Annotated in this window: 23 protein-coding genes; 15 read left to right on the top strand and 8 right to left on the bottom strand. The window is 71.1% G+C overall.

The annotated features are described in order from the left end of the window. Nucleotides 1–48 precede the first annotated feature (48 nt). Nucleotides 49–798, top strand: a complete 750-nt coding sequence (locus tag AC07EJ_RS32300; protein WP_389483468.1) for a GntR family transcriptional regulator — start codon at nt 49–51, stop codon at nt 796–798. A 12-nt stretch (nt 799–810) separates the two neighbouring features. Next, nucleotides 811–2,070, top strand: coding sequence for a type ISP restriction/modification enzyme (locus AC07EJ_RS32295; RefSeq protein WP_478885604.1), 1,260 nt, complete (start codon nt 811–813; stop codon nt 2,068–2,070). Between the two features lie 57 nt (nt 2,071–2,127). On the opposite strand, the gene AC07EJ_RS32290 is transcribed toward AC07EJ_RS32295, so the two are convergent. Further along, nucleotides 2,128–2,838, bottom strand: a complete 711-nt coding sequence (locus tag AC07EJ_RS32290; protein ID WP_478885603.1) for a TetR/AcrR family transcriptional regulator — start codon at nt 2,836–2,838, stop codon at nt 2,128–2,130. A 63-nt stretch (nt 2,839–2,901) separates the two neighbouring features. Between AC07EJ_RS32290 and AC07EJ_RS32285 the strand changes: the two genes are divergently transcribed. Together AC07EJ_RS32285 and AC07EJ_RS32280 are read left to right on the top strand one after the other, a co-directional pair. Beyond that, the gene (locus AC07EJ_RS32285) at nt 2,902–3,852 is read left to right on the top strand and encodes an ATP-binding cassette domain-containing protein (RefSeq protein ID WP_389483462.1); all 951 of its coding nucleotides are present in this window, start codon (nt 2,902–2,904) and stop codon (nt 3,850–3,852) included. Nucleotides 3,853–3,895: 43 nt separating this feature from the next. Then, nucleotides 3,896–4,681 (top strand): ABC transporter permease, encoded by a 786-nt coding sequence (locus AC07EJ_RS32280; protein WP_389483460.1) that lies wholly within the window; start codon nt 3,896–3,898, stop codon nt 4,679–4,681. A gap of 18 nt (nt 4,682–4,699) precedes the next feature. Here the strand turns inward: AC07EJ_RS32280 and AC07EJ_RS32275 are convergent, their stop codons facing one another. After that, nucleotides 4,700–6,451 carry an amidohydrolase gene (locus AC07EJ_RS32275; RefSeq protein ID WP_478885602.1) on the bottom strand — a complete coding sequence of 584 codons (1,752 nt, stop codon included), beginning with the start codon at nt 6,449–6,451 and terminating at the stop codon, nt 4,700–4,702. A gap of 469 nt (nt 6,452–6,920) precedes the next feature. After that, the gene (locus AC07EJ_RS32270) at nt 6,921–7,193 is read right to left on the bottom strand and encodes a hypothetical protein (protein ID WP_362908775.1); all 273 of its coding nucleotides are present in this window, start codon (nt 7,191–7,193) and stop codon (nt 6,921–6,923) included. Between the two features lie 251 nt (nt 7,194–7,444). Between AC07EJ_RS32270 and AC07EJ_RS32265 the strand changes: the two genes are divergently transcribed. Further along, nucleotides 7,445–9,082: a serine/threonine-protein kinase gene (locus tag AC07EJ_RS32265; protein ID WP_389483456.1), complete on the top strand. Its 1,638-nt coding sequence runs from the start codon at nt 7,445–7,447 to the stop codon at nt 9,080–9,082. Between the two features lie 42 nt (nt 9,083–9,124). Here the strand turns inward: AC07EJ_RS32265 and AC07EJ_RS32260 are convergent, their stop codons facing one another. Beyond that, complete coding sequence (locus tag AC07EJ_RS32260) at nt 9,125–9,934, bottom strand: SGNH/GDSL hydrolase family protein (protein WP_478885601.1); 810 nt, start codon at nt 9,932–9,934, stop codon at nt 9,125–9,127. 495 nt (nt 9,935–10,429) lie between these two features. Here AC07EJ_RS32260 and AC07EJ_RS32255 point away from each other — a divergent pair, with 495 nt between their 5' ends. The 6 genes from AC07EJ_RS32255 to AC07EJ_RS32230 all read left to right on the top strand — a co-directional run bounded on the left by AC07EJ_RS32255 (nt 10,430) and on the right by AC07EJ_RS32230 (nt 18,839). Continuing rightward, nucleotides 10,430–10,768 (top strand): hypothetical protein, encoded by a 339-nt coding sequence (locus tag AC07EJ_RS32255; RefSeq protein WP_478885600.1) that lies wholly within the window; start codon nt 10,430–10,432, stop codon nt 10,766–10,768. 64 nt (nt 10,769–10,832) lie between these two features. Continuing rightward, entirely contained in the window at nt 10,833–11,864 is a 1,032-nt protein-coding gene (locus AC07EJ_RS32250; RefSeq protein ID WP_478885626.1) for a GNAT family N-acetyltransferase, read from the top strand. A 376-nt stretch (nt 11,865–12,240) separates the two neighbouring features. Next, complete coding sequence (locus tag AC07EJ_RS32245) at nt 12,241–13,041, top strand: glycosyltransferase family 2 protein (RefSeq protein ID WP_389483450.1); 801 nt, start codon at nt 12,241–12,243, stop codon at nt 13,039–13,041. Continuing rightward, nucleotides 13,038–14,066, top strand: a complete 1,029-nt coding sequence (locus AC07EJ_RS32240; protein ID WP_393587313.1) for a glycosyltransferase family 2 protein — start codon at nt 13,038–13,040, stop codon at nt 14,064–14,066. Before AC07EJ_RS32245 ends, AC07EJ_RS32240 begins: the two co-directional genes overlap by 4 nt. After that, nucleotides 14,063–14,863, top strand: coding sequence for a polysaccharide deacetylase family protein (locus AC07EJ_RS32235; protein ID WP_393587315.1), 801 nt, complete (start codon nt 14,063–14,065; stop codon nt 14,861–14,863). The genes AC07EJ_RS32240 and AC07EJ_RS32235 overlap by 4 nt, the downstream gene beginning before the upstream one ends. Next, a complete protein-coding gene (locus AC07EJ_RS32230; protein WP_478885599.1) occupies nt 14,856–18,839 on the top strand; it encodes a lipopolysaccharide biosynthesis protein in 3,984 nt (1,327 codons plus the stop codon). Before AC07EJ_RS32235 ends, AC07EJ_RS32230 begins: the two co-directional genes overlap by 8 nt. Nucleotides 18,840–18,872: 33 nt before the next feature. Here the strand turns inward: AC07EJ_RS32230 and AC07EJ_RS32225 are convergent, their stop codons facing one another. After that, entirely contained in the window at nt 18,873–20,294 is a 1,422-nt protein-coding gene (locus AC07EJ_RS32225; RefSeq protein WP_389483442.1) for a GH39 family glycosyl hydrolase, read from the bottom strand. A 154-nt stretch (nt 20,295–20,448) separates the two neighbouring features. Here AC07EJ_RS32225 and AC07EJ_RS32220 point away from each other — a divergent pair, with 154 nt between their 5' ends. Further along, nucleotides 20,449–21,543, top strand: a complete 1,095-nt coding sequence (locus AC07EJ_RS32220; protein ID WP_389483440.1) for a DUF5925 domain-containing protein — start codon at nt 20,449–20,451, stop codon at nt 21,541–21,543. A gap of 252 nt (nt 21,544–21,795) precedes the next feature. Here AC07EJ_RS32220 and AC07EJ_RS32215 read toward each other — a convergent pair whose 3' ends face one another. Then, a complete protein-coding gene (locus AC07EJ_RS32215) occupies nt 21,796–22,176 on the bottom strand; it encodes a GntR family transcriptional regulator (RefSeq protein WP_389483438.1) in 381 nt (126 codons plus the stop codon). A 70-nt stretch (nt 22,177–22,246) separates the two neighbouring features. Here AC07EJ_RS32215 and AC07EJ_RS32210 point away from each other — a divergent pair, with 70 nt between their 5' ends. Both AC07EJ_RS32210 and AC07EJ_RS32205 read left to right on the top strand, forming a co-directional pair. After that, nucleotides 22,247–23,167, top strand: a complete 921-nt coding sequence (locus tag AC07EJ_RS32210; RefSeq protein WP_389483436.1) for a GNAT family N-acetyltransferase — start codon at nt 22,247–22,249, stop codon at nt 23,165–23,167. Next, nucleotides 23,148–23,648, top strand: a complete 501-nt coding sequence (locus AC07EJ_RS32205) for a ribonuclease FAU-1 family protein (protein WP_393587324.1) — start codon at nt 23,148–23,150, stop codon at nt 23,646–23,648. The genes AC07EJ_RS32210 and AC07EJ_RS32205 overlap by 20 nt, the downstream gene beginning before the upstream one ends. On the opposite strand, the gene AC07EJ_RS32200 is transcribed toward AC07EJ_RS32205, so the two are convergent. Beyond that, nucleotides 23,637–24,272 carry a class I SAM-dependent methyltransferase gene (locus tag AC07EJ_RS32200; RefSeq protein ID WP_389483432.1) on the bottom strand — a complete coding sequence of 212 codons (636 nt, stop codon included), beginning with the start codon at nt 24,270–24,272 and terminating at the stop codon, nt 23,637–23,639. The two genes, AC07EJ_RS32205 and AC07EJ_RS32200, sit on opposite strands and share 12 nt — an antisense overlap. Nucleotides 24,273–24,382: 110 nt before the next feature. Between AC07EJ_RS32200 and AC07EJ_RS32195 the strand changes: the two genes are divergently transcribed. After that, nucleotides 24,383–24,526: a hypothetical protein gene (locus tag AC07EJ_RS32195; RefSeq protein WP_199842054.1), complete on the top strand. Its 144-nt coding sequence runs from the start codon at nt 24,383–24,385 to the stop codon at nt 24,524–24,526. A 108-nt stretch (nt 24,527–24,634) separates the two neighbouring features. On the opposite strand, the gene AC07EJ_RS32190 is transcribed toward AC07EJ_RS32195, so the two are convergent. Beyond that, nucleotides 24,635–25,210, bottom strand: coding sequence for a GNAT family N-acetyltransferase (locus AC07EJ_RS32190; protein WP_389483430.1), 576 nt, complete (start codon nt 25,208–25,210; stop codon nt 24,635–24,637). Nucleotides 25,211–25,350 lie beyond the last annotated feature (140 nt).

The raw sequence follows: 25,350 nt of genomic DNA, 5'->3' as shown, positions 1-25,350 counted from the left end.
CGCCCTGAGCCGTTGCACTGAACGCGCCCGACCGATACGGATAGCCCCGTGACCTCTTTCGCCCCGGACTCGATCGTCCTGAACCGCAAGCTGCCGCTCTGGTATCAGGTGTCGCAGTCCCTGCGCGCCTCGATACTCGGGCGCTCCCCCGACGACCCGCTGCGCCTGCCCACCGAGGAACAGCTCGCGGGGCACTACGGGGTGAGCGTCCTGACCATGCGGCAGGCGCTCAAGGAGCTGGAGGACGAGGGACTCATCACCCGGCACCGCAGGCGCGGCACCTTCATCGAACCGGCCGCACTGCGGGGAGCGCCGGTGCGCCTGCTCGGTTCGGTCGACGCCATCGTGGCCCAGCAGTCCGGCATGACGACCGAACTGCTGGGCCACGGCCCGGTGCCGGTGCCCGGAGCGCTCGCCGAGCACTTCCCGGGGGCCGAGACCGTGGCGACGTACCACCGGCTGCGCTGCGACGAGAAGACCGGCGAGCCGACGAACCACGCACGCAACTACATCAGGGCCGACCTCGCCGACCGCGTCGACCTGGACGACCTGGTGCGCTGGCCGATGACGAAGGTGCTGCGCGACGTCGTCGGCGTGCGCATCAGCCGGATCACCGACACCGTCGAGGCCCGGCTCGCGGACCCGGAGACGGCCCGGCTCCTCCAAGTTCCGCTGCTCAGCCCGATCCTGCACTACACGGGCGTCACCTACGACGAGGACGGCCGGCCGCTGGATGTCGCCGTCATCCACTATCGCGGCGACCGGTTCTCGTTCACGGTCACTCTCGACGCGCACTGACCGCGTCGTACGATGCCGGGCGTGACGCCCGACAGCCTCGAAAGCCTTGTTGACGCGCCGCTGCTCGCGGACCTCATGCCGTGGTCCGTCGCGCCCCTGCGCCTCGGCCGCGCCTGGCCGCTGGCGCCGGACCCGGCTTCCCTGAAGGCCCGTTGGGCCGCGTTCGTGAAGGCCGCGCAGGCGGAGCGCGAGACGCTGCTCGAACCGAGCCGGGCGCGCACCCTGCGTACGGCCGTCGCCCAGCTCCCCGGCCGGCGCACCGCGACGGACGACCTGACCCACGCCGAGGGCCCCTGCCCGGAACCCGTCCGGGTGCTGCACGCCCCCTTCGACGAGCAGTGGCTGATACCGGACCACCGGCTGATCGACGCGGCCCGGCCCGAGCTGTGGCGGGTGGCCGACGAGGACCAGCTGTTCGTCGTCGAGCAGGGGTTCGTGCCCGGGGCGGGCGGACCCGCGGTGCTCGCCTGCGCCATCCTTCCCGAGGGCCGCTCCCCCGCGGGACGTCCCGGCCGCATCCGCCCGCTGTACCGGCGCCCTGGGGGCCTTGAACCGAACGTCACGCCCGGTCTGCTCACCGAGCTGTCCGGCCGGTTCGGGCACGAGGTCGGGGCGCGGGACCTGCTCGCCTGGACCCTCGCCGCGGCGCGGCCCTCCCCGCAGGGGCCGCGGGTCCCGCTCCCGGACGACGCCGGACTCTGGGCCTCCGGCACGGCCCTCGGCGAGCGGATCCTGTGGCTGCTGCGCCGCGGCGCCGACGGCGACCGCCCCAAACTCCCCGGCGGCCGCCGCCCGTACGTGCGCGCCCCGCTCCCGGACCATCCCCAAGTTCTCAACTCCGTTCGAGCAGGGGAGACCCCGTTCGCCGAGCTGCTCTACGACCGCGAGGAGCAGGCCCTGCTCATCGGCGACGGCCGCATCTCCCCGGTCCCCGCCGAGGCCTGGGACTTCCGGGTGAGCGGGGTACGGGTGATCGAGCAGTGGTTCGCCCGCAGGACCACGGCCGCCGAGCCGGGCACGCTGGCCGGGATCCGCCCCCGCAGCTGGCCGCAGCCCTGGACGTCGGAGCTCCTGGAGATCGTCACGGTACTGGCGCTGCTGGCCGAACTACGCACGCAGCAGGAGGAGTTGACGGCGGAACCCACCGCTTTCATTACCGCGACGGTCCTGCGCGAGGCGCGCATCCTGCCGCCGGCCCCGGCCACCCGCAGGCCGGCCTCGGTCCTCGACCATCACGAGGAGGGCCCGGGCGGCCAGTTCGCGCTTCTCTAGGGCCCAGCGCTCCTGCAAGGCTCGGCACTCCTGCACGACCCAGCACTCCCCCGAGGCTCAGGAGGGGACGAACCCGTCGAGCGTGCGCCCGAGGGCCCGCTCGAAGGCCTCCTCCATGTCGACGGGCCCGGTGCTCTGGGCGAACGCGGCGGCCAGGTGCGGATACTCACCCGTCGAGATCCGGCTGACCAGATAGGCGGTCCGCGCGGCGTACTCCTGCTCCTCCGACCAGGGCAGGGAGCGGGTCCGCTCGGCGGAGGCGATCTCGGTGGCGACGTAGAAGGTCACGACGCCGGTGAGGGACGCGACGAGTTCCATCTTGGTGCCGGCCGGCAGGTCGACCGGTTCGAGGCAGGCCATGCAGTGCTCCAGGTACCGCAGGGCGTTGGGGCTGAAGCCGTAGACGGGTGACATGAGCCGGGGCATCCACGGGTGCCGGATCATCAGGGCGCGCGCCTGCCGGGCGATGTCCAGCAGGTCGGCGCGCCAGTCGCCGGTCGGCCCGGACAGGTCGTACTCGGCGCTGACCGCGTCGATCATCAGCTCGTAGAGGTCGTCCTTCCTCGGCACGTAGTTGTAGAGCGACATCGTGCCGAGGCCGACCTCCCCCGCGACCCGCCGCATCGACACGGCGTCGATCCCGTCCGCGTCCGCGACGCGCACGGCGGCGGCCGCGATGTCGCCCCTGCCGTAGGCGGGTTTCGGGCCACGTCCCGCGCGCTCGGGGCGCGCCCAGATCACTTCGGGTTCGGCCGGTCGGCCCGTCATCGGTCATCACCTCGCCCACCATCGTAGTTACGTACACCGTACGTAGTGCGCTACGGTGGCCGCATGACTTCTACGTACGCTGTACTTAGTGAAGGTCTGGAGAAGCGTTACGGTTCAGGGGACCAGGTGGTCCACGCCCTGCGGGGCCTCGATCTCGCCGTCGCGGAAGGCACGGTCTGCGGGCTGCTCGGGCCGAACGGCGCCGGCAAGACGACGGCCGTCCGGGTGCTCACCACCCTGCTGCGGCCCGACGCCGGGTCCGCGCGTGTCGCGGGCCACGATGTCCTGACCGAGTCCCGGGCCGTGCGCCGCCGGATCGGGGTCACCGGGCAGTACGCCTCCGTCGACGGCGACCTCACCGGGCGCGAGAACCTGCGCCTGTTCGCCCGCCTCCTGCGGCTGCCGCGGACCCGCGCCGACGAACTGCTCGACCGCTTCGGCCTCGCCGCGGCGGCCGACCGCACGGCCCGTACGTACTCCGGCGGCATGCGCCGCCGCCTCGACCTCGCGGCGAGCCTGCTCACCCGGCCCGCCGTGCTCTTCCTCGACGAGCCGACGACCGGCCTCGACCCGCACAGCAGGAACGGCATCTGGGACGCGGTGCGCGAGCTGACCGGCCAGGGCACGACCGTGCTGCTCACCACGCAGTACCTGGAGGAGGCCGACCGGCTCGCCGACTCCGTGGTGCTGATCGACGGAGGCCGCGCCGCCCACCGGGGCACCCCCGCCGAACTCAAGGCGCAGACCGGCAGTTACGCGGAGGTGGTGGTCGCCGAGGGCGCGGCCCTGCACGCCGCCGCCGTCGTCCTCGACCAGCTCACCGGAGCCGAGCCGGCCCTCGACCCGGACCGCAGGACGGTCGGCGTCGTCACCCTCGACCAGTCCCTCACCCTCCCCCGCATCGTCCGCGAACTGGACGCGTCCGGCGTCCCGATCGTCGACGCGACCCTGCGCCCGCCGACCCTGGACGAGGCGTTCCTGCGCCTCACCGGCGGCCGGGAGCTCGTCGCATGACCACACCGCCCACCGGCCCCAACTCCCCTTCGGAGGCGACCTGATGACCACGGCGCTCCTGTACGACGGCACGGCGATGCTCGGCCGGCACCTGCAGCGGATCCGGCACGCGCCCGCGATCCTCGTGATGACACAGACGATGCCGATCGTCTTCCTGCTCTTCTTCGGATACGTCTTCGGCAGCGCCATGGCGATGCCCGGCGCGGACTACCGCGCCTTCCTGGTGCCGGGCATGCTCGTCGCGACCGCCGCGAACGGGATCATGACCGGGATGTTCACCGCCGCCCAGGACGCGCACCGGGGCGTCATGGACCGCTTCCGCACCCTGCCGATGACCCGCGCGGCCGTCCCGCTGGGGCAGGCGGCGGCCGACATCGTGACGACGGCGGCCGGTCTCGTGCCGCTGCTCCTCGTCGGGCTCGCGATGGGCTGGCGGATCGAGGGCGGCGCGCTCGAAGCGGCGGGCGCCTTCGGCCTGTTGCTGCTGTTCCGCTTCGCCACGACGTGGGTCGGCATCCTGCTCGGACTTGTCTCACGCAGCGAGGAGGCGGCGGGCCAGCTCGGTGGCGCGACGTTCATGCTCCCGCTCCTGTCGAACGCCTACATCCCGACGGCGGGCTTCCCCGGCTGGGTGCGCGTGCTCGCCGAGTGGAACCCGATCAGCGCCGTCGCCACGGCCGTACGCGACCTGTTCGGCAACGCCCCTGTGCCGGGAGGCTCCTCGTGGCCGGTGGCGCACCCGGTGGCCGGCTCGCTCGCCTGGTGCGCGGTGCTGCTCGCGGTGTGCGTGCCGCTCGCCGTCCGCCGGTACACCACCGGCGGACGCTGAGCGAACCGCGGGCCCGGTCTACTTCTGCGGGGGCAGCTCGGGTCCGAGGGAGGAGAACTTCTCGTTCGAGACGACACGTCGGGGCGGCCAGGTGATGTTGTTCGGCGGCCACTTCTGCCCGGTCTTCTTCAGGAACCAGGTCGGCGGCTCGTACATGGGCGGCTCATAGCCGTCCGGCAGGGCCGTCTTCCACTCGACGCCCTTGGTGCGCTCCTTGAACTCGTCCTTGAGGGCCTTGAGCCGCTCGGGCTGCGTGATCAGGTCGACCGCAGTCGCCGCCAGGTACTTCGCGGCGGCGATCACCGCGGCCTGGCCGGGCGCCGCCGCGGCGCACGCCGCGGTGGACCAGGTGTGGAACTTTCCGCCGATCGGGGCGAGCGCGGCGCCCATCGACACGGTCGGCACGTTCCAGCTGATGTCGGCCACGTCCGTCGAACCGCCGCCCAGGAAAACGGGGTTGGGCGGGGTCAGCTCGGCGACCTTGTCATGCATGCCGACCTCGGGAAGCCCCAGGGACTTCTGCAGGTCCTTCGCCAGCTGGTGCGCCTCGGCGGTGAACGCGGGCGGGCCGATCTGCCGCATGTTGTCGTACAGCAGTTCCGCGGCGGCCTTGTTGGGCAGCTGGTTCCAGCAGGCGGAGGTGATGCGGTGCTGCACCTTCGTCTGCGAGGCCTTGGCGGCGGCCTCGGAGATCGCGATCACCTTGTCGAGCAGCACCTGGACACGGGCCGTGCTGCCCTCGCGCACGTAGTAGGAGATCTCGGCGATCTCCGGGGTCACGTTCGGGATGTCGCCGCCGTTGTTGATGACCCAGTGCAGGCGCGCGGCCGGCGCCATGTTCTCCTCGCGCAGGAACTCCGACATCGTCGCCATCATCACGGCGGCGTCCAGGGCCGACTTGTTGCCGAGCGGGGTGCCGCCGTGGCCCGCGACACCGAGGAAGGTGAAGGTGACCGCGGTCATGGCGTTGCTGGTGCCCCAGCCGGTGGCGTTGGCAGTGGAGGGGTGCCAGTCGAGGAACGCGTCGAGCCCGTCGTACACGCCCCTGCTGACGGCGTAGGTCTTACCGATCAGCGCCTCCTCGGCCGTGGAGCCGAAGAACTTCACCGTGACCGGCAGCTTGTGCTTCTTCGCGGCCTGCACGACCGCGGCCGCCGCTGCCGCCGCCGCGGTACCGAGGGCGCTGTGGCCGCAGCCGTGGCCAGGCCCGTAGCTCGGGGAGAAGGGGTCGTGGATGTACTCGCGCGGATCGTGGTGGCCGACGCCCTTGTTCTGGGAGAGTCCGGGGAGCGCGTCGTACTCGCCGCTGAAGCCGAGGACCGGGCCGCCGCTGCCGTACGAGAAGGTCGCCGTGAACGCCGTCGGGAAGCCGGCCGTACCGAACTTGACGTCGAATCCCGCCTTTTCGAGGAATCCGGCTTCGGCGAGCGAGGAGTTCCACTCGCGCAGTGACAGCTCGGCGTGCTCCCAGATCTCCTCGTTCAGGCCCGTGATGCGGGAGGAGTTGGAGGCGATCCAGCCCAGGGCGGAGGACTTGGCCGAGCAGTCCTCGGCGAGACCCTCGGGCGCCTTGTAGGCACCGGCCTCCTCGGCTATGGAGTCGGCGGCCGCGGCCATCGCCGGGTCGGCCTCGGCGGTCATCGCCGCGGCGGTCACTCCGGCCGCGCCGAGCAGTTGCATGATGCGGCGCCTGCTGAGCTGCGGACCGGCGGCGGTCTGCGTCGTCCCGTGCTCATGTTCGTGCTCGTGCTGGTCGTGCAGGTCACACACGCGCGTACCTCCGGGGGTGAGGTGAGGGTGTTTCCGTGTACAGGCCAAACGATCAGGATCAGGCGCAACATTGGCCCCGGAAGATTGCCCCGTCAACATCCGTGCATGACAAAGCTGTTACGCACCGGACATGGATGACTGCGTGCGGCGACGCCAACGGTGGTCGTCAACAGGCCCTGGAATGGCGGGAGACCGACCGTGCGGAGGTTGCGCGCGGAATATAGGAGACGCGCGGCGGCGCAGGGCGACGAAAGTGAACGGCGCGCACCGGGAGCGGGGAGGGTGCGGCTCACGTGCCGTAACGGGGAGAGTGATACCGGGTGGCAGGAGATCCCTGTCCCGCGTCAGGCGAGCACACCTGGGCGACGCCGCGTGCCGTGGGGATGACGGTCGCGGAGATCGCGGCGCCGTGCCGGTACGGCATGGTCGCCTGAGCGCGGAATCGGGCTGTGCCGGTGATGACCGCCTGTCAGCGGCGGCCGCCGAACAGCGAACGGCGCAGTCGCCGCAGTGGTGCGAAGAGCGAGACCCGGCTCACTCGCGCGCCCCTGCTGCTGCGCTCGTGCGCGGCGTCACGCGAGGTGAGCTCACGCATCAGCAACGTCGCCTCCGCCGCCTCACGCTGCGGGACGGCGGGACCGCCCAGCACCGAGAGATGGCGGTCGAGACGCGAGCTGGTCGCGCTGCTCCCGCAGGTGATCGCAGGCACACGTGGCCTGCTGCGCACTGTTATCTGTTCCATGTCACTCCCCACCCGTACGAGGGCACCCGGCCCGGGCAGGTTAACCCTATCGCCCCGCCGTGACACTCGTGTATCCCGGTCGCAGGATTCACCTCCCCTATAAGGAGGTTGACGATTACTCACCGAATCCGATGGATTCCAGGGCGAGTTGGACATGGCGGGCAGGAACGGTCACGTCCGGAACGTGGGCGATCTCACGGACACTGGGCTAGCTTTGTGAAGAATCGCACCGCTACGGATGGGGGTCGCCCGTGAGCGAGTATCCGGGCAGTCGAGGGGCCGGCGAGGCGCGTGTCATCGCCGGGCGGTACCGGCTGCTGAGCCCCCTGGGCGAGGGCGGCATGGGCACCGTCTGGCGCGCCCGCGACGAGGTCCTCGGCCGTGAGGTCGCCGTCAAGGAGGTGCGCGCCCCGGCCGGGCTCCCGACGAGCGAGGTCGACCGGATGTACGCGCGCCTGGAGCGGGAGGCCTGGGCCGCGGCCCGCATCTCGCACCGGAACGTGGTCACCGTGTACGACGTGGCGACCGAGGACGGCCGCCCCTGGATCGTGATGGAACTGGTGCGCGGGCTCTCCCTCTCCGACCTCCTCGACGCCGAAGGCCCGCTGCCCCCACGGCGCGCGGCGCACATCGGGGCCGAGGTGGTCTCCGCACTGCGCGCCGCGCACGAGGCGGGCGTCCTGCACCGGGACGTGAAGCCGGGCAACGTACTGATCTCGAACGACGGACGCATCGTCCTGACCGACTTCGGCATCGCGACGGTCGAGGGCACTTCGGCGCTCACGATGACGGGTGAGATGGTCGGCTCGCCCGAATTTCTCGCTCCGGAGCGGGCGTTGGGGCGCACGCCCGGTCCCGAGTCCGACCTGTGGTCGCTCGGGGTCCTGCTGTACGCGGCCGTCGAGGGGCAGTCGCCGTTCCGGCAGCAGACGCCGCTGAGCACGCTGCGGGCGGTCGTGGACGAGGAGCTGCCGCCCGCCCATCACGCGGGCCCGCTGGCCCCCGTCATCGAGGGGCTGCTGCGCAAGGACCCGGCCGAGCGGACTCCGGCGGCCGACGCCGAGCGCGATCTGCGGCAGGTGGGCGCGGGCGGCACGCCCCGCGCGGGCACGGTCCTGGCGTCCCCGGGGCCGACGCCGACGCAGACCTCGCGGCAGGGGACGCCGCCGGCTCCGGTTCCCACCCGGCTCCCCCCGGGACAGGGGACGACGACTTCCCCGGATCCGGCCACCACACAACAGGAGCGCCCCCGCAGGTCCGTCGCCGTCCTGCTCGCCGGCGTCGTGGCACTGCTCCTGGCGCTCGGCGGCCTCACGTACGCGCTGATGAATCGCGGTGACGGGAGCGACAACTCGGATGGGGGCGGCGGGAGTTCCGGCGGGACTTCCTCCGGCCCGTCGCACAGCCCTTCGGAAGATGATTCGAAGGGTGGCGGAGGAGGCTCGCCGAGCGGGGACGACAGCACCGGCAAGGGGGGCGGCGCAGAGCACTCGACGCCGCCGCAGCAGTCCGTGCGCGTCAGTGTCTCCGCGGTGCGCGGTAGCTACAGCGGCACCTGTCCGCCGCCGGGGAACGGGGCGCCGGCCTTCAGGGCGACGTTCACGGTGGGCCGCGTGCCCGTCGACGTCCAGTACCGCTGGGTGACGGCGAGTGGCGAGTCGAGCGACCCGGGATGGAAGACGCTCAGCTTCGCGTCCGGCGGGCCGAGGACCAGGTCGGTCGACCATGTCGAGACGGGCTACACGGACGGGGCCACGCTCCACAACCAGGTGAGCGTGGAGGTGCGTGCCCCCGTCCGTGCCACGTCGAACTCGGTGGCGTACGCGGTGACGTGCAAGACGGAGTCCCCTACGGGCGGGACCTCCCCCTCGCCTTCACCGTCGCAGTAGGTCCGCAGACGTACGCAGACCTGCGCAGACGTACAGGTGGTACTAGGCGGCCGCGCTGAACACAGGGAGGTAGCCGCCGGACTGGCCGGCCGCGGTGGGGTGGTAGGACTCGCTGGGGTCCAGCCAGTTGACGCTGTGCAGCCAGGCGCTGCCCGAGCAGATCTCGTGACCGGTGAAGGTCGAGGTCACGTTGCCGAACGCGAAGCCGTGGTCGGCGGCCCGCTTGGCGATGGTGGAGTTGATCAGGTCGGCCGCGCCGTTGATCGCGGCGCGCTCGGTCTCGGTCAGGCCCGCGACGCAGGAACCGCCCAGTTGATAGAAGCGCGGGTAACCGAGGACGACGACATGGGCGGCCGGTGCCTTCGCGCTGATCGCCGAATACACCGAGTTGAGTTGGCCGGGCAGGGTGTTCTGGACGTACGCCTTGGCCTCGTTGACGCGAGCGACACAGGTCGACTCGGACTGCAGGACGCAGGTGGTCATGACGTCCGCGAAGCCCGCGTCGTTGCCGCCGATCGACAGCGAGACGAGGCCGGTGCCGGGGCCGAGTGGGCCCAGCTGTCCGGAGAGAACGTCACCCGTACGAGCACCCGAGCAGGCGGTGAAGTTGAAGCTCGAGGGTGAGTGGGAGGCCGCCCAGAGCGCGGGATAGGCCTTGGTGCTGCGCTTGCAGGAGCCGCTGGAACTGTCGTAGCTGCCGGCACCCACGCCGGACGAGTACGAGTCGCCGAGGGCCACATAGCCCGTGGCTGCGGCCTGTTCGGATGCCTGGGCCGGCGTCGCCCCGGTGAGGGCGACGCCGGCCGCGAAGAGGATTGAGGTCACGTACGCCGTAATGCCGAAACGTCTCATGAAAACCTCCTTTAGCAGGATCTCTGCCACAACTGTGGTAGCACGCCCCACAGTTCACGGGAAGTGTCCATGTCAACCTTTTCCCGTGCGCCTCACGAGAGTTCGCCCGGTGTTCGATTGCAGGTACATGTCAGACTTGACATACCCTCAATTTCCTTGCGCTACGCCCGTAGACCGCCGGATCCCCGGCGAATCCCAGCCGGGTCCGGGCCGGATCCGAGCCGGGATCCCGGGCGGATCCCAACTGACCCGGTGTGAACGTGAGTTCCCCCTAGGCGCACCAGGTCTCCGGGGAACGTGCGTATGACATCTGCACACTCCCTCCGCATCTTGACTGGGGCCCCGGGACTGCGCGACATTGAAGCCCGGCATCCGGCGCTTCGGGGGGCAAAGTCGCCAATGCAGACCATCGGCATCAAGCCACCGTCATCAGACAGAGCACCGTCACCTGCGCAGTGGGGACGCAGCAGGGACGTATCACCCCTGGCAGCAGGGGTGGCCGCGGCCGTCGCAGGGGTCGGCGCGGTACTGGCGCTCGCGGACATCTCGTCGCCGCTGCGCGGCCCGTTGACACTTTTCTTCCTGATCGCGGCGCCGGGCGCCGCGATCGGATCGGCGCTGCGCAGACTCGATCCCTGGGGCCGCTGGATCTGTGCCGTCGCGGGAGCGGTCGCGCTCGACCTGCTCGTGGCCGAGGCGATGCTCGCCACGCACCGCTGGTCGGTGACCGGCGGGGTCGTCACGATCGCGGTGATCAGCGTCGTCGGCCTCGTCGCGCCCATGGTCCCCGCGCGGCGGCTCCTCGGCCGCGCACCGGGAAGGCGGGACTCCTGACGTGGACGTCACCCTGCACCGGCCCGGCGAGCTGACCGCCGCCGACCGGGCCGCCTGGACGGCCATGCAGTCCAAGGCGCATCTGCACGGCCTGCCCGAGCTGGCGAACCCTTTCCTCTCGCCCGAGTTCACCCTCGCGATGGGCCGCTGCCGGCGCGGCGTGCGGATCGCCGTCGTGCGCGAGGACGGCGAACCTGCGGCGTTCTTCCCGTTCCAGAGATCCGTCACCGGCATCGGCAGAGCCGTCGGCCTCGGCGTCTCCGACAGCCAGGGCCTGGTGCACAGACCCGGTTTCGTGTGGGACGCCCGCGACCTGCTGCGGGCCTGCGGGCTCTCGGTATGGGAGTTCGACCACCTGGCGGGAGGCCAGGAGCCGTTCGAGGCCGAGGCCTCCGGCAGCTTCCCTTCCCCGGTCATGGACGTCGACCAGGGGTACGAGACGTATCTGCGCCTGCTGCGCGAGCGGTCGCCCAAGTTCACCAGGACGACGCTGGCCAAGGAGCGCAAGCTGGGCCGGGACGCCGGCGAGGTGCGCTACGTGCACGACGAGCGCGACCCACGGGCCCTGGCGACGCTGATGGAGTGGAAGTCGGCCCAGTACCGCAGGACCGGCCGCAGCGACCGCTTCGCGCACGCCTGGATCAACCGCCTTGCGCAGCAGCTCTTCCACACCTCTTCGGAGCCGTTCGCCGGGATCCTGTCGGTCCTGTACGCGGGCGGGCAGCCGGTCGCCGCACACTTCGGGCTCCGCTCGGAACGCGTGCTCGCCTGCTGGTTCCCGGCCTACGACCCGGCGTTCGCGAAGTTCTCGCCGGGGCTGATCCTGCATCTGCGCATGGCCGAGGCGGCCGCCGCCGACGGCATCGCCTATCTCGATCTCGGCCGCGGCCAGAAGGAATACAAGGACTCCCTCAAGACACGGGAACTGACCGTGCACGAGGGTTGGGTGACGCGCCGTCATCCGGTCGCTCTCGGACACCGGGCGCGCCGCGCTCCGGTCCGGGCGCTGCGTAACACCGTGCTGTCCCGGCCTGAATTCTTCGAGCCGGCCGACAAACTCCTGAAACGGATGGGGAAAATCCGTTCGGGGAGTTGAAGACAAGAGTCAGGTAAAGGTCAAAACAACAGAAAAGCGGGACCTCGTTGCAGGTCTTGCCATACAGTCTCAATCATCAATACCGTCGTACATCCACCCGCATCGGACCATCAACGCAATAGCGATCTAGGGGAGGGCTCAAGATCGCGATGGTCCGGCGCGGGGCGCGGTAGGGGGGTGCCGTGCTCGGTGACCGAGTTCCAGCCGAGTCGCGTGCCGCGTGGCCGATTTAGTCGATCGGTCTATTTTGCCAGCTCACCCGGCCTGTACAGAGCTTTATTTGTCATGGCCGCGAGTGAGCACCCCCCTTTCGAACCGGATAAACAATCGGACCGCCCGGGGGCGGGCGGTCCACCGGACGAGAGGGACCAGACTCATGAGTTCTTTTGTGCGTCCTGCAATATCCAGCCAGTACAGGGCGATCTCGACCCATCTCGCGATTACGCCGCCGGTGAGCGTCGTGATCCCCGCCATGAATGAGGCGGAAAACCTTCCGTACGTCTTCAAAACACTTCCCGACTGGATCCACGAAGTGGTTCTCGTGGACGGGAATTCCACCGACAACACGGTGGAAGTCGCCCGCGAACTGTGGCCCGACGTGGTCGTCGTCCCGCAGCGCGGCAAGGGCAAGGGCGACGCGCTGATCACCGGCTTCGCGGCGTGCACGGGGGACATCATCGTGATGGTCGACGCGGACGGTTCCGCGGACGGCCAGGAGATCGTCTCCTACGTCTCCGCCCTGGTCTCGGGCGCCGACTTCGCCAAGGGCTCCCGCTTCGCCAACGGCGGCGGCACCGACGACATGACGCCGATCCGCAAGCTCGGCAACTGGGCACTGTGCGCGGTCGTCAACAAGAAGTTCGGCGCCCGCTACACCGACCTCTGCTACGGCTACAACGCGTTCTGGAGGCACTGCCTGGACCAGATCGACCTCGACTGCACCGGCTTCGAGGTCGAGACCCTGATGAACATCCGGGTCGTCAAGGCCGGCCTCAAGGTCCAGGAGATCCCGAGCCACGAGTACCTGCGGATCCACGGCGCGAGCAATCTGCGGGCCGTGCGGGACGGGCTCCGGGTCCTCAAGGTGATCCTCAAGGAGCGCTCGACCCGGCGCGCGCAGCGGCTCCGCCGCGCGCAGGCGACCATGCTCAACACGGGCCGGGGAGAGGTGTCTTGAGCGCTCACGCCCCGCACGGCGGCGTGTCCGTGGTGATCTGCGTCTACACCGAGGACCGCTGGGAGGACATCCTCGCGGCGGTGTCCTCGGTGCGGACGCAGTCGCTGCCGGCGCTCGAGACGCTGCTGGTGGTCGACCACAACCCGGCTCTCCTGGAGCGTCTCGGCAAGGAGTTCAAGGACGACAAGGAGTCAGCCGGCGTCCGCGTGCTCGCCAACGCGGGCCCGCGCGGCCTGTCGGCCGGACGCAACACGGGCATCGCCGTCTCACGCGGCGGGATCATCGCGTTCCTCGACGACGACGCGGTCGCGGAGCGGGACTGGCTGCGGCACTTCGCCGCCGGGTACGAGGATCCCCTGGTCATGGCGGTGGGCGGGCGTACGGAGCCAGTCTGGGCCTCGGGCCGCCGCCCCGTGTGGTTCCCCGAGGAGTTCGACTGGGTCGTCGGCTGTACGTACAAGGGGCTGCCGCGCGGGAAGGTGCGGGTGCGCAACGTGCTCGGGGGGAACGCCTCGTTCCGGCGGTCCGCGTTCGACGCTGCGGGCGGCTTCGCGACCGGCATCGGCCGCGACGGCGACAAGCGGCCGCTCGGCTGCGAAGAGACGGAGCTGTGCATCCGGCTCACCCGCGCCAGGCCGGACGCGGTGCTCCTGATCGACGACCGCGCCGTGATCCACCACCGGGTGCCCGCGGGCCGCGAGCGCTTCGCCTACTTCCGCACGAGGGCGTACGCCGAGGGCCTCTCCAAGGCGCTGGTCGCGCAGAGCGTGGGCGCGGACAAGGGACTGGAGTCCGAGCGGCGCTACGCCACGCGGGTCCTGCCGGCCGGAGTGGCGCGCGGGCTGCGGGACTTCGTCCTGGCGCGGCCGGGGGGCGCGGGGCGGGCCGGGGCGATCGTGGCCGGAGTCCTCACGACGGCCGGCGGGTACGCGCTCGGCAGTCTCCGGGCGCGCAGGACGGGCGCGACGTTCTCGGTCGTGGAGATCGGGGACGCGCGGGCCGCCGAGGGGGGTGGGCCGTCATGAGCACGCCCGTGCCCATCCTCATGTACCACTCGGTGGCGCGTGAGCCGAACGACGCGACGCGCGAGCTGTCGGTGACGCCCGAGGCGTTCGCCGAGCAGCTCGCGGCGGTCGCCGACCTCGGCCTCACTCCCCTGACGACCGCCGAACTCGCCGCGGTCTGGCGCTCCCCGGGGCGCGCCCTGCCCGAGCGGCCCGTCCTCATCACCTTCGACGACGGCTACGAGGGCGTGCACCGCCACGCCCTCCCCGTCCTCGCCAAGCACGGCTTCCCGTCGACGCTGTTCGTGTCGACGGGCTGGCTGCGCGGGGCGTACGACACCGGGGGCGGGCTCGACACGATGCTCGGCTGGGACGAGGTGCGCGCGCTCGCCGACGCCGGGACGGAGATCGGCGGGCACAGCCACACGCATCCGCAGCTCGACCAGCTCGACGACGACGCGCTCGGGTTCGAGCTGCTGCGCTGCAAGGAGATCGTCGCCGACGAACTCGGCGCGGTGCCGGTGTCGTTCGCGTACCCGTACGGCTACTCCAGCCGGCGAGTGCGCGCCGCGGTGCGCGGGGCCGGGTTCGCCCAGTCCCTGGCCGTCGGCAACGGACTGGCACGGCGGCGGCAGGGCCCGTACGCCCTGCAGCGCGTCACCGTGCGCCGCGCCACCGGTATCGAGGAGTTCACGCGGCTCGTGGAGGGCCGCGCGATCGCCCGTAACTTCGCCGGGGACCGTGCCCTTACCAAGGGGTACGCCCTGGTCCGCAGAGCCCGACAGGTCCGCCGGAAGGCAATCCGAACCCGTGTCTGACACGACCACCGCCCAGGCCGCCACGACCCCACCGACGACCGAGCCCCAGCCCCAGCAGCCGGCCGGCCGCAGACTGCGGCTGCCCGGCATGAGCAAGGGCGGCAAGGGCAACAAGGACGGCGACGGCATGGGGTCGGGCGGCGGGAACCAGCTGTTCCGCAACGCCTATGCCCTGATGCTCAACACCGGCATCTCCGGGGTGCTCGGCGTCGGCTTCTGGCTCGCCGCGGCCCGCTACTACACGGCGGACTCGGTGGGCCAGGGCTCGGCGGCCATCGCGGCGATGAAGTTCCTCGCGGGGCTCACTGCGGTGACGCTGACGGGCGCGCTGGCCCGCTTCATCCCGATCGCGGGGCGGCGCACCGGCAGCTTCATCTTCCGTACGTACGCGGGGAGTTCACTCGCCGTCGCGTGCGCGGCAGTGGTCTTCCTGCTGACGCTGGACGTGTGGGGGCCGTCGTACCGGTTCCTGCACGGCCCGCTCAACGGGCTCGGTTTCATCGCCGCCGTGGTCGCCTGGTCGCTGCTCACGCTCCAGGACGGTGTGCTGACCGGACTGCGCAGCGCGCTGTGGGTGCCGGTCGGCAACACCGTCTTCTCGACGGTGAAGCTGGGCCTGCTGATCGCGTTCGCCGTGGCGATCCCCACGACCGGGGTCTTCGTCTCGTGGGTCGTGGCCATCGCGACGTCGGTCATCCCGCTGGGCTGGATGGTGTTCCGGCGTCTGGTGCCGCGGCACGTCGAACTCACGGCGCACCGCACGGACCCGCCGACGCTGCGCGAGGTGGGCCGCTTCCTGGCGGGCGACTACACGGGCTCCCTGTTCTCGCTCGCCGTCGTCTATCTCGTCCCGGTCCTGATCGCCTCGCAGGTCAGCTCTGCCGACAACGCGTACTTCTACATCACCACCACCATCGGCGGCACCGTCAACCTGCTCGCCATCAACATGGGCGCCTCGCTCACAGTGGAGGGCTCGCACGACCCCGCGCAGCTCGCGGCGAACACCCGGGCCGCGCTGCGCCGGATGGCGCGGATCATGCTGCCGGTCTGCGGGCTGCTGTTCCTCGCGGCGCCGCTGGTCCTGCACGTCTTCGGCGACGACTACGCGCACGCGGCGACGCCGCTGCTGCGCTGGTTCGCGGTCGGCGCGGCACTGCGCGTGGTCATGGAGACGTACTTCGCGGTGCTGCGCGCGCAGAGCCGGACGGCCGGACTCGCCTGGCTGCAGGGCCTGTTGTGCGTCCTCGTCCTCGGTCTGACGCTGCTGCTCCTGCCCCGGATGGGCCTGACGGGTGCGGGGGTCGCCGAGATCTCCAGCCTGGCCGTGATCGTGGCGCTGGCCGCGCCGAAGCTGTATCGCATCGTGCGGACCGCTCCCCCGGCCGCGTCGCCCGTCGTACCGGCCCCGGACGGCGATCTGGCCGACCTCGGCACTTTGGACGTGACCGCCGGGGGCAAGCGGCAGGGCCCCGGGCAGGCGTTGCGCGGCACACTCGACTCGGACACCCTGCACCTCGCGGTGCAGCTCAATCTGGACCATCAGGAGCGGCGCCCCGACGTGCGGCCGGGGCCCGCGACACCCGCGCACGGGACGCCGGCGACGGGGGGCGGGGAGGACGACATGGGGCACCGGCCGACCTGGGCGTTGAAGTCCCCGTCCCCACCGGCGCCGAGACCGCGCGCGGACCTGGACCCGGCCCCGGGTCCGGGTCCGGCCTCTGCCTCTGCCTCTGCCACATCCGAAACTTCTGCTACCGCTGACCCCTCGAACACCTCGAACACCTCGAACACCTCGAACACCTCTGGCACCTCTGGCACCTCTGGCACCTCTGGCACCTCTGGCACTTCCGGTACTTCCGGTACTTCCGGTACTTCCGGCACTTCTGATGCGTCAGTCACCGCGGTCCTCCCCGAGCAGGCCACGGACGCGCCCGGTGCCCGCGGCCCGCGGGTCCGGCTCGCGCTCCTGAGCCCGCGCGTCGTCGTCCTGGGGCTGCTGCTCGTCGCCGCGCTCGGCCTGTACTGGGGACCCGTACTGGGCCTGGGCGACGGCGATCTCGATGCGATGGGCGGGCTCGGGCTCATCTCCGTGCTGCCGCCCGCGACGCTGCTCGGCGCGGCGCTCCTCGTCGGCGTGTTCGCGTCCCTCCTGTGGCTCGAACGCCCGCACAAATGGCTGCTGTTGCTGACGTTGCTCGCCACGGTCGTCTCGCTGCACGCCCTGCCCGCCGTGATCGAGGCGGAGCCGCGGTTCGCGACGGCGTGGCAGCACCTGGGCTTCATGGAGTACATCGACAGGACCGGCTCGGCGGTGCCCGACCTGGACGCGCGCTGGAGCTGGCCGGGGTTCTTCGCCGCCGCGACGTTCGTCGCCAAGGCGTGCGGCGTCACGGACATGACCGAGGTCATCCGCTGGTGGCCGCTCGCCATGCAACTGCTCTACCTCGCACCGATGTTCCTGCTCACGCGCTCGATGCGGGCGAGCTGGCGCGCGAAGTGGACCGGGCTGTGGATCTTCGTGCTCAGCGGCTGGGTCGGCCAGGACTACTTCTCGCCGCAGGGCTTCACGTACCTCCTCTACCTGGCCTTCGTCGCCATCCTGCTGGTGTGGTTCCGGGCGCCGCGGGTGCTGTGGACCAAGCGGCGGCCCGGCGAGCTGGAGGTCGAACCCACCGACCGGCGTCAGCAGGCGGTGCTGCTGCTCGTCCTGATCGGCCTGTTCGCGGCGACGGTGCCGGCCCACCAGCTCACCCCGTTCGTGATGCTCGGGGTCCTCGCGGTCCTGGTGCTCGTGGGCCGCTCCGAGCTGCGCGGCCTGCCGATCCTGTTCGCGGTCCTGGTCGCCGTGTGGGTCTCGTTCCTCGCGGAGCCGTACTGGTCGGGCCACTTCGACGAGCTGTTCGGCGGGCTCGGCGGCGTCGGCGGCAATGTGTCGTCGTCGGTCTCCGGGCGTATCCAGGGCGGCAGTTCGGCCCACAAACTCGTCCTCTACGCGCGCGTGCTGCTCGCCGGCGGCGTGATGGCGTTCGCGTGCTGGGGCTGGTGGCGGCGGCGCGAGGCCAAGTACCGGGAGCGCTCCCTCCTCGTCCTGACGTTCGTCCCGTTCCTGGGCTTCGGGATGCAGTCGTACGGCGGCGAGATGGCGCTGCGCGTCTTCATGTTCGCGCTGCCGGGCGCCGCGCTGCTCGCCGGGCTGGCGCTGTTCCCGCGCACCGGCGTCACCGCGAAGGAACGCGACCGCGACCGGGTGAGCCTCGCGCCGCTCGCGGCACTGATGGCCGGCCTGATCCTGATGGGCGGCTTCCTGGTGGCGCGCTGGGGCAACGAGGCGTTCGAGCGGATCAGGCCGGGCGAGGTCGCGGCCATGGACTACGTCTACGCACACGACGACCCGACGGTCCGCCTCCTGTGGATGAGCAACGACACCCTCGACAACGTCACGCCCGCGCTGCCGTGGGGCACCCGTGACATGGAGAAGGTGCAGTACGTTCCCACACTCGCGCCCGTCGACCCGGTGCTCGTCTCCAGCCTGGTGAAGGCGCTCAAGGACGCGGGCCCGAACTCGTACCTCATGATCAACAAGAGTCAGGTCGTCTATCTCCAGATGGACGTCGGCTACTCGAAGACCTGGGAGACGCGGCTGATCCGCAATCTCGACGACCGCCAGGAGCTGACGAAGGTCCTCGTCAACGACGACGTCACGATGTACAAGCTGCGCAAGCAGCCGAGCGGCAAGGTCCCGAAGGCGGAGCCGGGGCCGATCGGCCCGCAGATCACCTGGACCCCGTGGTCCGTGGTGGGCGGGCTCGCAGCGGTCGCCCTGATCCTGCTGCTCGGGGCGCGCGAGATCGTGCGGGTGGCGGTGCGGCCGGGCGTGCGGCAGCTGCGCTGGCTGCAGAGCAGCTTCTGGTTCTCGCTGCCGCTGCTCGCGGTGCTGCTCGCGTCCATCGTCCAGAGGTTCCTGACGATGGCGTAGGCCCTTGCACGGCGGAAGGCGGCTCGGGCGGACCTACTTCCGCTCGAGCCACTTCAGTCCGTAGGCATCCATCTCGAACCGCTTGCCGTCGACCTGCGCGCTGATCTTCCGGTTCAGGGTGTTCACCACGAGGACGGCCTTGTCGTCGGCGAGCACCCGCACGTTCGGCACGTCGTCCGCGGCCACCGGCACCGTCTCGTACTTGCTGCCCGGCGGGAACGCCTTGTGGAAGCGGGAGATCAGGTCGTACATGGCCAGCTTCGCGCCGCCGTCGCCCGACTGCGTGGGCGTCCACAGACAGCCGGCGCACGTCGCACCCGTCTTCTCCTCCGGGTTCCAGTAGAAGCCGGACGACGCGCCGCCCTTGGCCATCGCGACCAGGCCGGACGCCTGGACGGCGACGCGGTGCGGCTCGCTCCAGCCCTTGCGGTCGTCGTTCCGGTCGCCGGGCTCCACGTAGTACTCGGCCCACCAAAGGGGCAGGTCACCGGTCTGCTGCTCCACCCACTTGCCGACGGCGGTGAGCTTGTCGGTGGCCTTGAACTCGTCGGGCAGCAGCTCGTCGTCGACGGTGTAGCTGGAGCCGTCCACGACGACGAAGTCGGCGCCCGCCTTGTTCTTGTTCCAGTAGTCGAAGGCGTCGAGGACGCGCTGGTCCATGCTGCCCCAGGGCCCCTTCACATCGTCCGACGCGTTCTCGGTCTGGCGCGGGTCGACGCTGTCCATCACCAGGTAGGGCCCGCCGACCATGATGTCCTTGTCGACCTTCTTGAGGGCCTTGTAGACGAGGTTGTACAGCTCCGTGTAACCCTCGTAGTCCCAGCGCTGCTTCCCGTTGTTCCAGAAGCCCTTGAACTCGTTCCACACGATGAAGTGCCGCACGTCCGGGTAGCGCTTGGCGACCGTCGCGGCGAGCGCGGCGAAGTCCTTGTAGTGCGCGCGGTCCGGCGCGGTCTCCAGGGACTGCTGGCTCCAGTCCGTGTTGTCGACCCCGGCCTTGCCGCCCTTCATCCAGTCCGGCGAACAGCACAGGGTGACGACGGGGGTGCCGCCCGACTTCCTGATGAAGTCGATCCGGCGGTCCATCTCGTCGAAGTCGTAACGGCCCTTGACGGGCTCCGGGTTCCCCGCGCCCCAGCCCATGATGTGCTGGATCTGCGGAACCCCCTGGCCGGAGAGCATGTCCTCGACCCGCCGCGTGGCGCCGTCGTCGCCCTCGTCCGCGCTGTACTGGGTGTGCGTGAAGCCCCACCCGACCGCCGGCCCCTGCTGTCCCGGGTCGGACGGGGAGCCGTGCACCTTGTCCCCCGCGCTCGTGGTGCCCCTGTCGTCGGCACGGTCGTTCGGCAATGTGCTGATCACCGTCAGCACCAGGGCCAGAGCGGCCACCCCCACGCCGAGCAGGGCGGTGAGCCGCCACCGCCCCGCCCCCGAATTCCACCCATGACATCCCATCAAGGGCAAGAGTAACTACGGTCGTTCGCGGAGGGACAGACTCCGCCGCGACAGCGTTGTAACGGCGCGCGGGACCGGGACGCCGTGCGGGCAAGCGTGTGACGCGCTGCGGAAATCCCGTGCGGGAGCGCCGTGCGTGGCGGATCATGGCGGCATGTCTGGGAACCCGCACGACGCGCTGCCGATCCGGCTCAACGTCGACGACAGCGACTCTCCTGCCGACGTCGTCGACGCGCTGTTCCTCGGCCGTTTCACGACGGGCGAGCAGCCGCACTCGCACGCGGCGAACATCGACCGGGTGCGGTCGGGGGCCACCCTCCTGCCGCCCGACGCGGTGGTCCTGCGCTCCGCGCGCGACGACGACCGCAGCGCGACGCTCGCCGAGGGCGACGGCTGGACCGTCCTCGTCTCCCGCTGGAACAGGGGCGCCGACGTCACGGTGACGGCGACCTCGTCGGAGCTCGCCGAGAAGGTGCTCGGACAGGCCACCGACGGCGCCGCCGACGAGCCCGAACCCCAGCCGGAGAACGTGACGATGGGGTTCTGGTACGTCTCGCCCCGGCGCGGGCCGCACCGCACCACGCGGCAGATCTCGGCCGGTACGTGGGCGGAGGTGCGGGAGAACTACACGGCGCCGGTCGCCGAGGTCATGGACCAGCTGATGAAGACGACCCCGGAGGACATCGCGGGCCGGCTCCTCCTGCTGCACGGGCCGCCCGGCACGGGCAAGACGTCCGCGCTGCGCACCCTGGCCCGGTCGTGGCGCGACTGGTGCCAGGTGGACTGCGTACTCGACCCGGAGCGGCTGTTCTCCGACGTCGGCTATCTCATGGACATCGCGATCGGCGAGGACGACGGCACGGCGAAGGGCCGCTGGCGCCTCCTCCTCCTGGAGGACTGCGACGAGCTCATCCGCGGCGAGGCCAAGCACACGGCAGGGCAGGCGCTCTCCCGCCTGCTCAACCTGACGGACGGCCTGCTCGGGCAGGGGCGGAACGTCCTGGTCGGCGTCACGACGAACGAGGACCTGGAGCGCCTCCACCCGGCGGTCGTGCGCCCCGGCCGCTGCCTGGCCCGTATCGAGGTGGGGCCCCTGACCCACCGCGAGTCGGTGAACTGGCTCGGCAGCGAGGAGGGCGTGAGCCGGGACGGCGCGACACTCGCCGAGCTGTACGCACTGCGCCGCGGCACCAGCCCGGCCTCGGTCCCGGACCCGCGCGAGTCGGCGGACGCGGGGCTGTACCTGTAGACGCGGGGCTGCGCTTGCAGGCGTGGGGCCGTTCTTGTCAGCGCGGGGCTGCGCTTGCAGGCGCGCGCAGGACCGTACTTGTCAGCGCGGAGCCGTGTTCTTGTAGGCGCGGGGCCGTACTCGTAGGCGCGGGGCCGTACTCGTAGGCGCGGGGCTGCGCTTGCAGGCGCGCGCAGGACCGTACTTGTCAGCGCGGAGCCGTGTTCTTGTAGGCGCGGGGCCGTACTCGTAGGCGCGGGGCTGAGCTTCCCGCTACCCCTTGTCCCCGTACGACGCCCGCAGCGCTTCCCGTACGGCGGCGAGTGCCTGCGGCTCGGAGAGGCCGAGGCGGTGGGCCCGCTCCGCGAACGCGGCGGCCGCCGCCGAGGCCTCCCTGACCGAGGCGTCCCCCGCGGCGGCGACGAACGTGCCGTTGCGGCCGCGCGTCTCGATCACGCCGTCCGACTCGAGCGCCCGATACGCCTTGGCCACCGTGTTCGCGGCCAGGCCGAGCGTCTCGGCGAGCCCGCGCACCGTCGGCAGTTTGTAGCCGACGGGCAGGGTCCCGGAGAGGGCCTGCCCGGCGATCTGGGCCCGTACCTGTTCGTAGGGCGCCGTCGCCGCGCCCGCATCGATGTCGATCTTCAAGGTCACGCGCCGATTGTCCCGCACCGGGGAAAAATGGGAGGCACCCCGGCGCAACCCGCGCGTAGCGTGCGGCCGTATGACTGTGATCGTCCGGGCCCTGCGCCCCGAAGACGCCGCGGCGTTCGCCCGGGTGCGCCGCGCCGCACTGCCCTCCATGCTCGCGACCGCCGATTCGGTCGCCTTCGATCTGGCGCACGCCCATCCGGACGCCCGGTACCGGCCGCTGGTCGCCGAGGCCGACGGTGAGGTGATCGGCACGGCGCAGGTCGGGATCGCGTACGACAGCCCGGACCCGGGGCAGGGCTATGTGAACGTCTATGTGGACCCCGGACGCACGGGGCGCGGGGCCGGGTCCCTGATCCTGCGGGCCGCGGAGGAGTATCTGGCCGGTGAGGGCGCCGTCGCCGTCTACTCGTGGGTGCTCGACACCCCGCGGGACCGGGCGTTCGCCGTCCGCCGCGGCTACCGAGCGAGCCGCCCCGCCCACTTCCTCCGCCTCGACCTGGCGCACGGCACGCTGCCGCCGCTCGCCGCGCCGCCGGCCGGAGTGACACTGCGGACCGGCGCGGACTTCGCGGACGACCCGCGTCCCCTGTTCGACCTGGACGCGGAGACGGTCAGCGACGAACCGAGCGACGTGGCCACGGAGTTCACGGACTACGAGCACTGGCTCGACGAGACCTGGCACCATCCGCTGACCGACCACGGGCTGACGTCGGTGGCCGTGGCCGGCGGCCGGCCCGTGGCGTTCAGCCTGGCCCGCACCGACGACGAGACCCGCTACACGTCCGGGATGACCGGCACCGCACGGGAGTTCCGTGGACGGGGCCTGGCCAAGCTCGCCAAGAACGACTCCCTGCACCGTGCCCGCGACGCCGGCATCACGGAGGCGTTCACGGGCAACGACGCGGAGAACGGCCCGATGCTCGCGATCAACAAATGGTTCGGCTACGAGATCTGCGCCACGGAGGTACGCCATGTCCGGACCCTCACCTGAACCGGCCGAAGCTTTCGAGGTGGTCATCGTCAAGGCGGGCCTGCTCAAGATCCGTTACCCCGCTGACGTCGTCCGTGACGACGGCACGCGCGTGACCGTCACCGCCGCCTGGGCCTCCCCCGGGGTCAGGGACTTCGGATTCGTGCGCTTCGAGCCGGGCGACGTCTTCACCGAGCACTACTGGCGGGACCGGTGGTACGCGGTCAAGGAGGCGCGCACCGGCGACGGCATGCTCAAGGGCTGGTACTGCGACGTGACCCGGCCGGCGGTCCGCGAGGGCGGCGAGCTCCGCGTGGAGGATCTCGATCTCGACCTGTGGGTCTCGGCGGACGGCAGTGAGGTACTGCGCCTCGACGAGGACGAGTTCGCGGCGAGCGGGCTCGCGGAGCGCGACCCGCACGCGGCGGCGGCCGCGCTCCGCGCCCTCGACGACCTCGAACTCCTCGCGCGCACCGAGGGGTTCGGCCGGCTATTGGCCTAGCGTCGCGACCACCGCGTACCGGTCGTCCTCGACCTGTCTTCCCCACAACAGCGCGTCTCCGGAGAGCGGTTCGTGCCGGACGTGGGCGGTGAGCGGAGCGAGGGCGCCGGTGAGCCGGGCCGCCGGGATGCCGACGGGGCTGAGCGTTCCCCAGACGCCCTCCACCAGGATCAGCCGCCCGCCGGGCCGCAGCAGCGAGAGCCAGTGCGCGAGAGCGCCGTCGAGGTCGGGCAGTGTCCACGCGACGTGCCGCACGAGTATGACGTCGAAGGTCGCGCCTGCGACGGGCGGCGCCGCGGCCTCCCCGACGAGTACCCGCGCTGCACGGCCCGCGAGCTTGGCGCGCGCGAGGTCCACCATGGCGGGCGACAGGTCGACCGCGGTCACGCTGTGTCCCTGGTCGGTGGCGAGCAGCGACATGCTGCCCGTGCCGCAGCCCAGGTCGAGCAGGTCGCAGGGGTGGTCCGGCAGCCAGTCCCGCAGGCGCGCAGCCCAGGCCCCGCGCACGGCGGGATCACGCAGGCCGTGGTCGGGTTCGTCGTCGAAGGACGCGGCCTCGGAGTCCCAGTCGACCCGATCGAGGGGCGCCATGTCCCGATTCGTGGTGTCCTCGCTCATCGTCATATCCAGATCGTGACACCTGCCACTGACAATCACGCTTCGATGCGTCACGCTCCGGGGAACACGTCTACAGCGGTACCGCAGTGGAACCGGGGTAGGCACAGGAGGCAGTCATGCGCCGTGTGACCATCAACAAGCCCGTGGCGAAGACCAGCACCACCCGCCGGCAGCAGCAGGACGACGCCGCCGCGGAGCGCCGCCACGACCGTCCGGAAGTGCGCAAGGACATCCGGCGCACGTGGTGGCCCGACGAGTGAGCGGGCCGGGTGGCCGCCGCCCGGCCAAGGGCGGCCGCAACCCCTCTGCGGCTCGGACTCCGGAACGCCGCTCCTTCGAACGCCCTGCGTCGTTCACGCCGCCCGGCGTCACCCCTCGCTGCGGAAGTCCAGCATGCAGAAGACCTTGTCGTAGCGGCGTTCGCCGACGGCGACGAAATCAGGCAGTCGGCCGTACTCGGTGAAGCCCAACGACCGGTAGAGGCTCAGGGCCCTGCTGTTGTCACCCCGTGCGTCCAGGGTCAGGACCTCGATTCCTGCCCGCCGGGCGTCCGCGACCAAGGCAGCCGTCAGGGCCCGACCGACACCTCGACCTTGGGCCGCGGAGTCCACCGCGATCTTCTCCACGTCGGCGTGCGGGCGGTGTGTGGGCCTCGCATAGCGCTGCCAGTAGCCCAGCCCGACCAGTTGACGGTCGATGTACGCGGCGCGCAGGGCGGCGTTACCCGCGTGCGCCTCGGAGGTGACGTGGTCGAGGAGTTCGGCCACCTCGTCCCGCGACGGAGGATCGACCCACCCGAGGGCGGCACCTCCCCGGACCAGGTCCGTCAGGATCCGGTGCGCCGACTCTTCGAACCGGGCGCCGAGATCCGGATCGGACATCACCTCCGCAGCGTCGAGGACGATGGGCTCGCGGGTCCCGTTGTCGGTGATGACCGTATGCATGACGAGCAGCCTAACCAGCGACGCCCTTCCAGCGTCCGGGCAGCGCCCAGCCTGAGCCCCCGATTAGCCCTCCCTTAAACCCGCCATAAAGATCGCCATCGCCTGCCCTCAGCAGGCGATTCCGCGGTTTTCAGGGGCTA

Source organism: Streptomyces sp. NPDC045026 (assembly GCF_056432625.1).
Note: the sequence above shows the minus strand (reverse complement) of the source record. Positions and strands in the feature narration are given on the sequence as shown.

Coding starts and splice junctions, on each gene's coding strand:
- AC07EJ_RS32295 (WP_478885604.1), top strand. CDS start 811: ATGCCGGGCGTGACGCCCGACAGCCTCGAAAGCCTTGTTGACGCGCCG.
- AC07EJ_RS32290 (WP_478885603.1), bottom strand. CDS start 2,838: ATGACGGGCCGACCGGCCGAACCCGAAGTGATCTGGGCGCGCCCCGAG.
- AC07EJ_RS32285 (WP_389483462.1), top strand. CDS start 2,902: ATGACTTCTACGTACGCTGTACTTAGTGAAGGTCTGGAGAAGCGTTAC.
- AC07EJ_RS32280 (WP_389483460.1), top strand. CDS start 3,896: ATGACCACGGCGCTCCTGTACGACGGCACGGCGATGCTCGGCCGGCAC.
- AC07EJ_RS32270 (WP_362908775.1), bottom strand. CDS start 7,193: ATGGAACAGATAACAGTGCGCAGCAGGCCACGTGTGCCTGCGATCACC.
- AC07EJ_RS32260 (WP_478885601.1), bottom strand. CDS start 9,934: ATGAGACGTTTCGGCATTACGGCGTACGTGACCTCAATCCTCTTCGCG.
- AC07EJ_RS32250 (WP_478885626.1), top strand. CDS start 10,833: ATGCAGTCCAAGGCGCATCTGCACGGCCTGCCCGAGCTGGCGAACCCT.
- AC07EJ_RS32245 (WP_389483450.1), top strand. CDS start 12,241: ATGAGTTCTTTTGTGCGTCCTGCAATATCCAGCCAGTACAGGGCGATC.
- AC07EJ_RS32235 (WP_393587315.1), top strand. CDS start 14,063: ATGAGCACGCCCGTGCCCATCCTCATGTACCACTCGGTGGCGCGTGAG.
- AC07EJ_RS32225 (WP_389483442.1), bottom strand. CDS start 20,294: ATGGGATGTCATGGGTGGAATTCGGGGGCGGGGCGGTGGCGGCTCACC.
- AC07EJ_RS32220 (WP_389483440.1), top strand. CDS start 20,449: ATGTCTGGGAACCCGCACGACGCGCTGCCGATCCGGCTCAACGTCGAC.
- AC07EJ_RS32210 (WP_389483436.1), top strand. CDS start 22,247: ATGACTGTGATCGTCCGGGCCCTGCGCCCCGAAGACGCCGCGGCGTTC.
- AC07EJ_RS32205 (WP_393587324.1), top strand. CDS start 23,148: ATGTCCGGACCCTCACCTGAACCGGCCGAAGCTTTCGAGGTGGTCATC.
- AC07EJ_RS32200 (WP_389483432.1), bottom strand. CDS start 24,272: ATGACGATGAGCGAGGACACCACGAATCGGGACATGGCGCCCCTCGAT.
- AC07EJ_RS32195 (WP_199842054.1), top strand. CDS start 24,383: ATGCGCCGTGTGACCATCAACAAGCCCGTGGCGAAGACCAGCACCACC.
- AC07EJ_RS32190 (WP_389483430.1), bottom strand. CDS start 25,210: ATGCATACGGTCATCACCGACAACGGGACCCGCGAGCCCATCGTCCTC.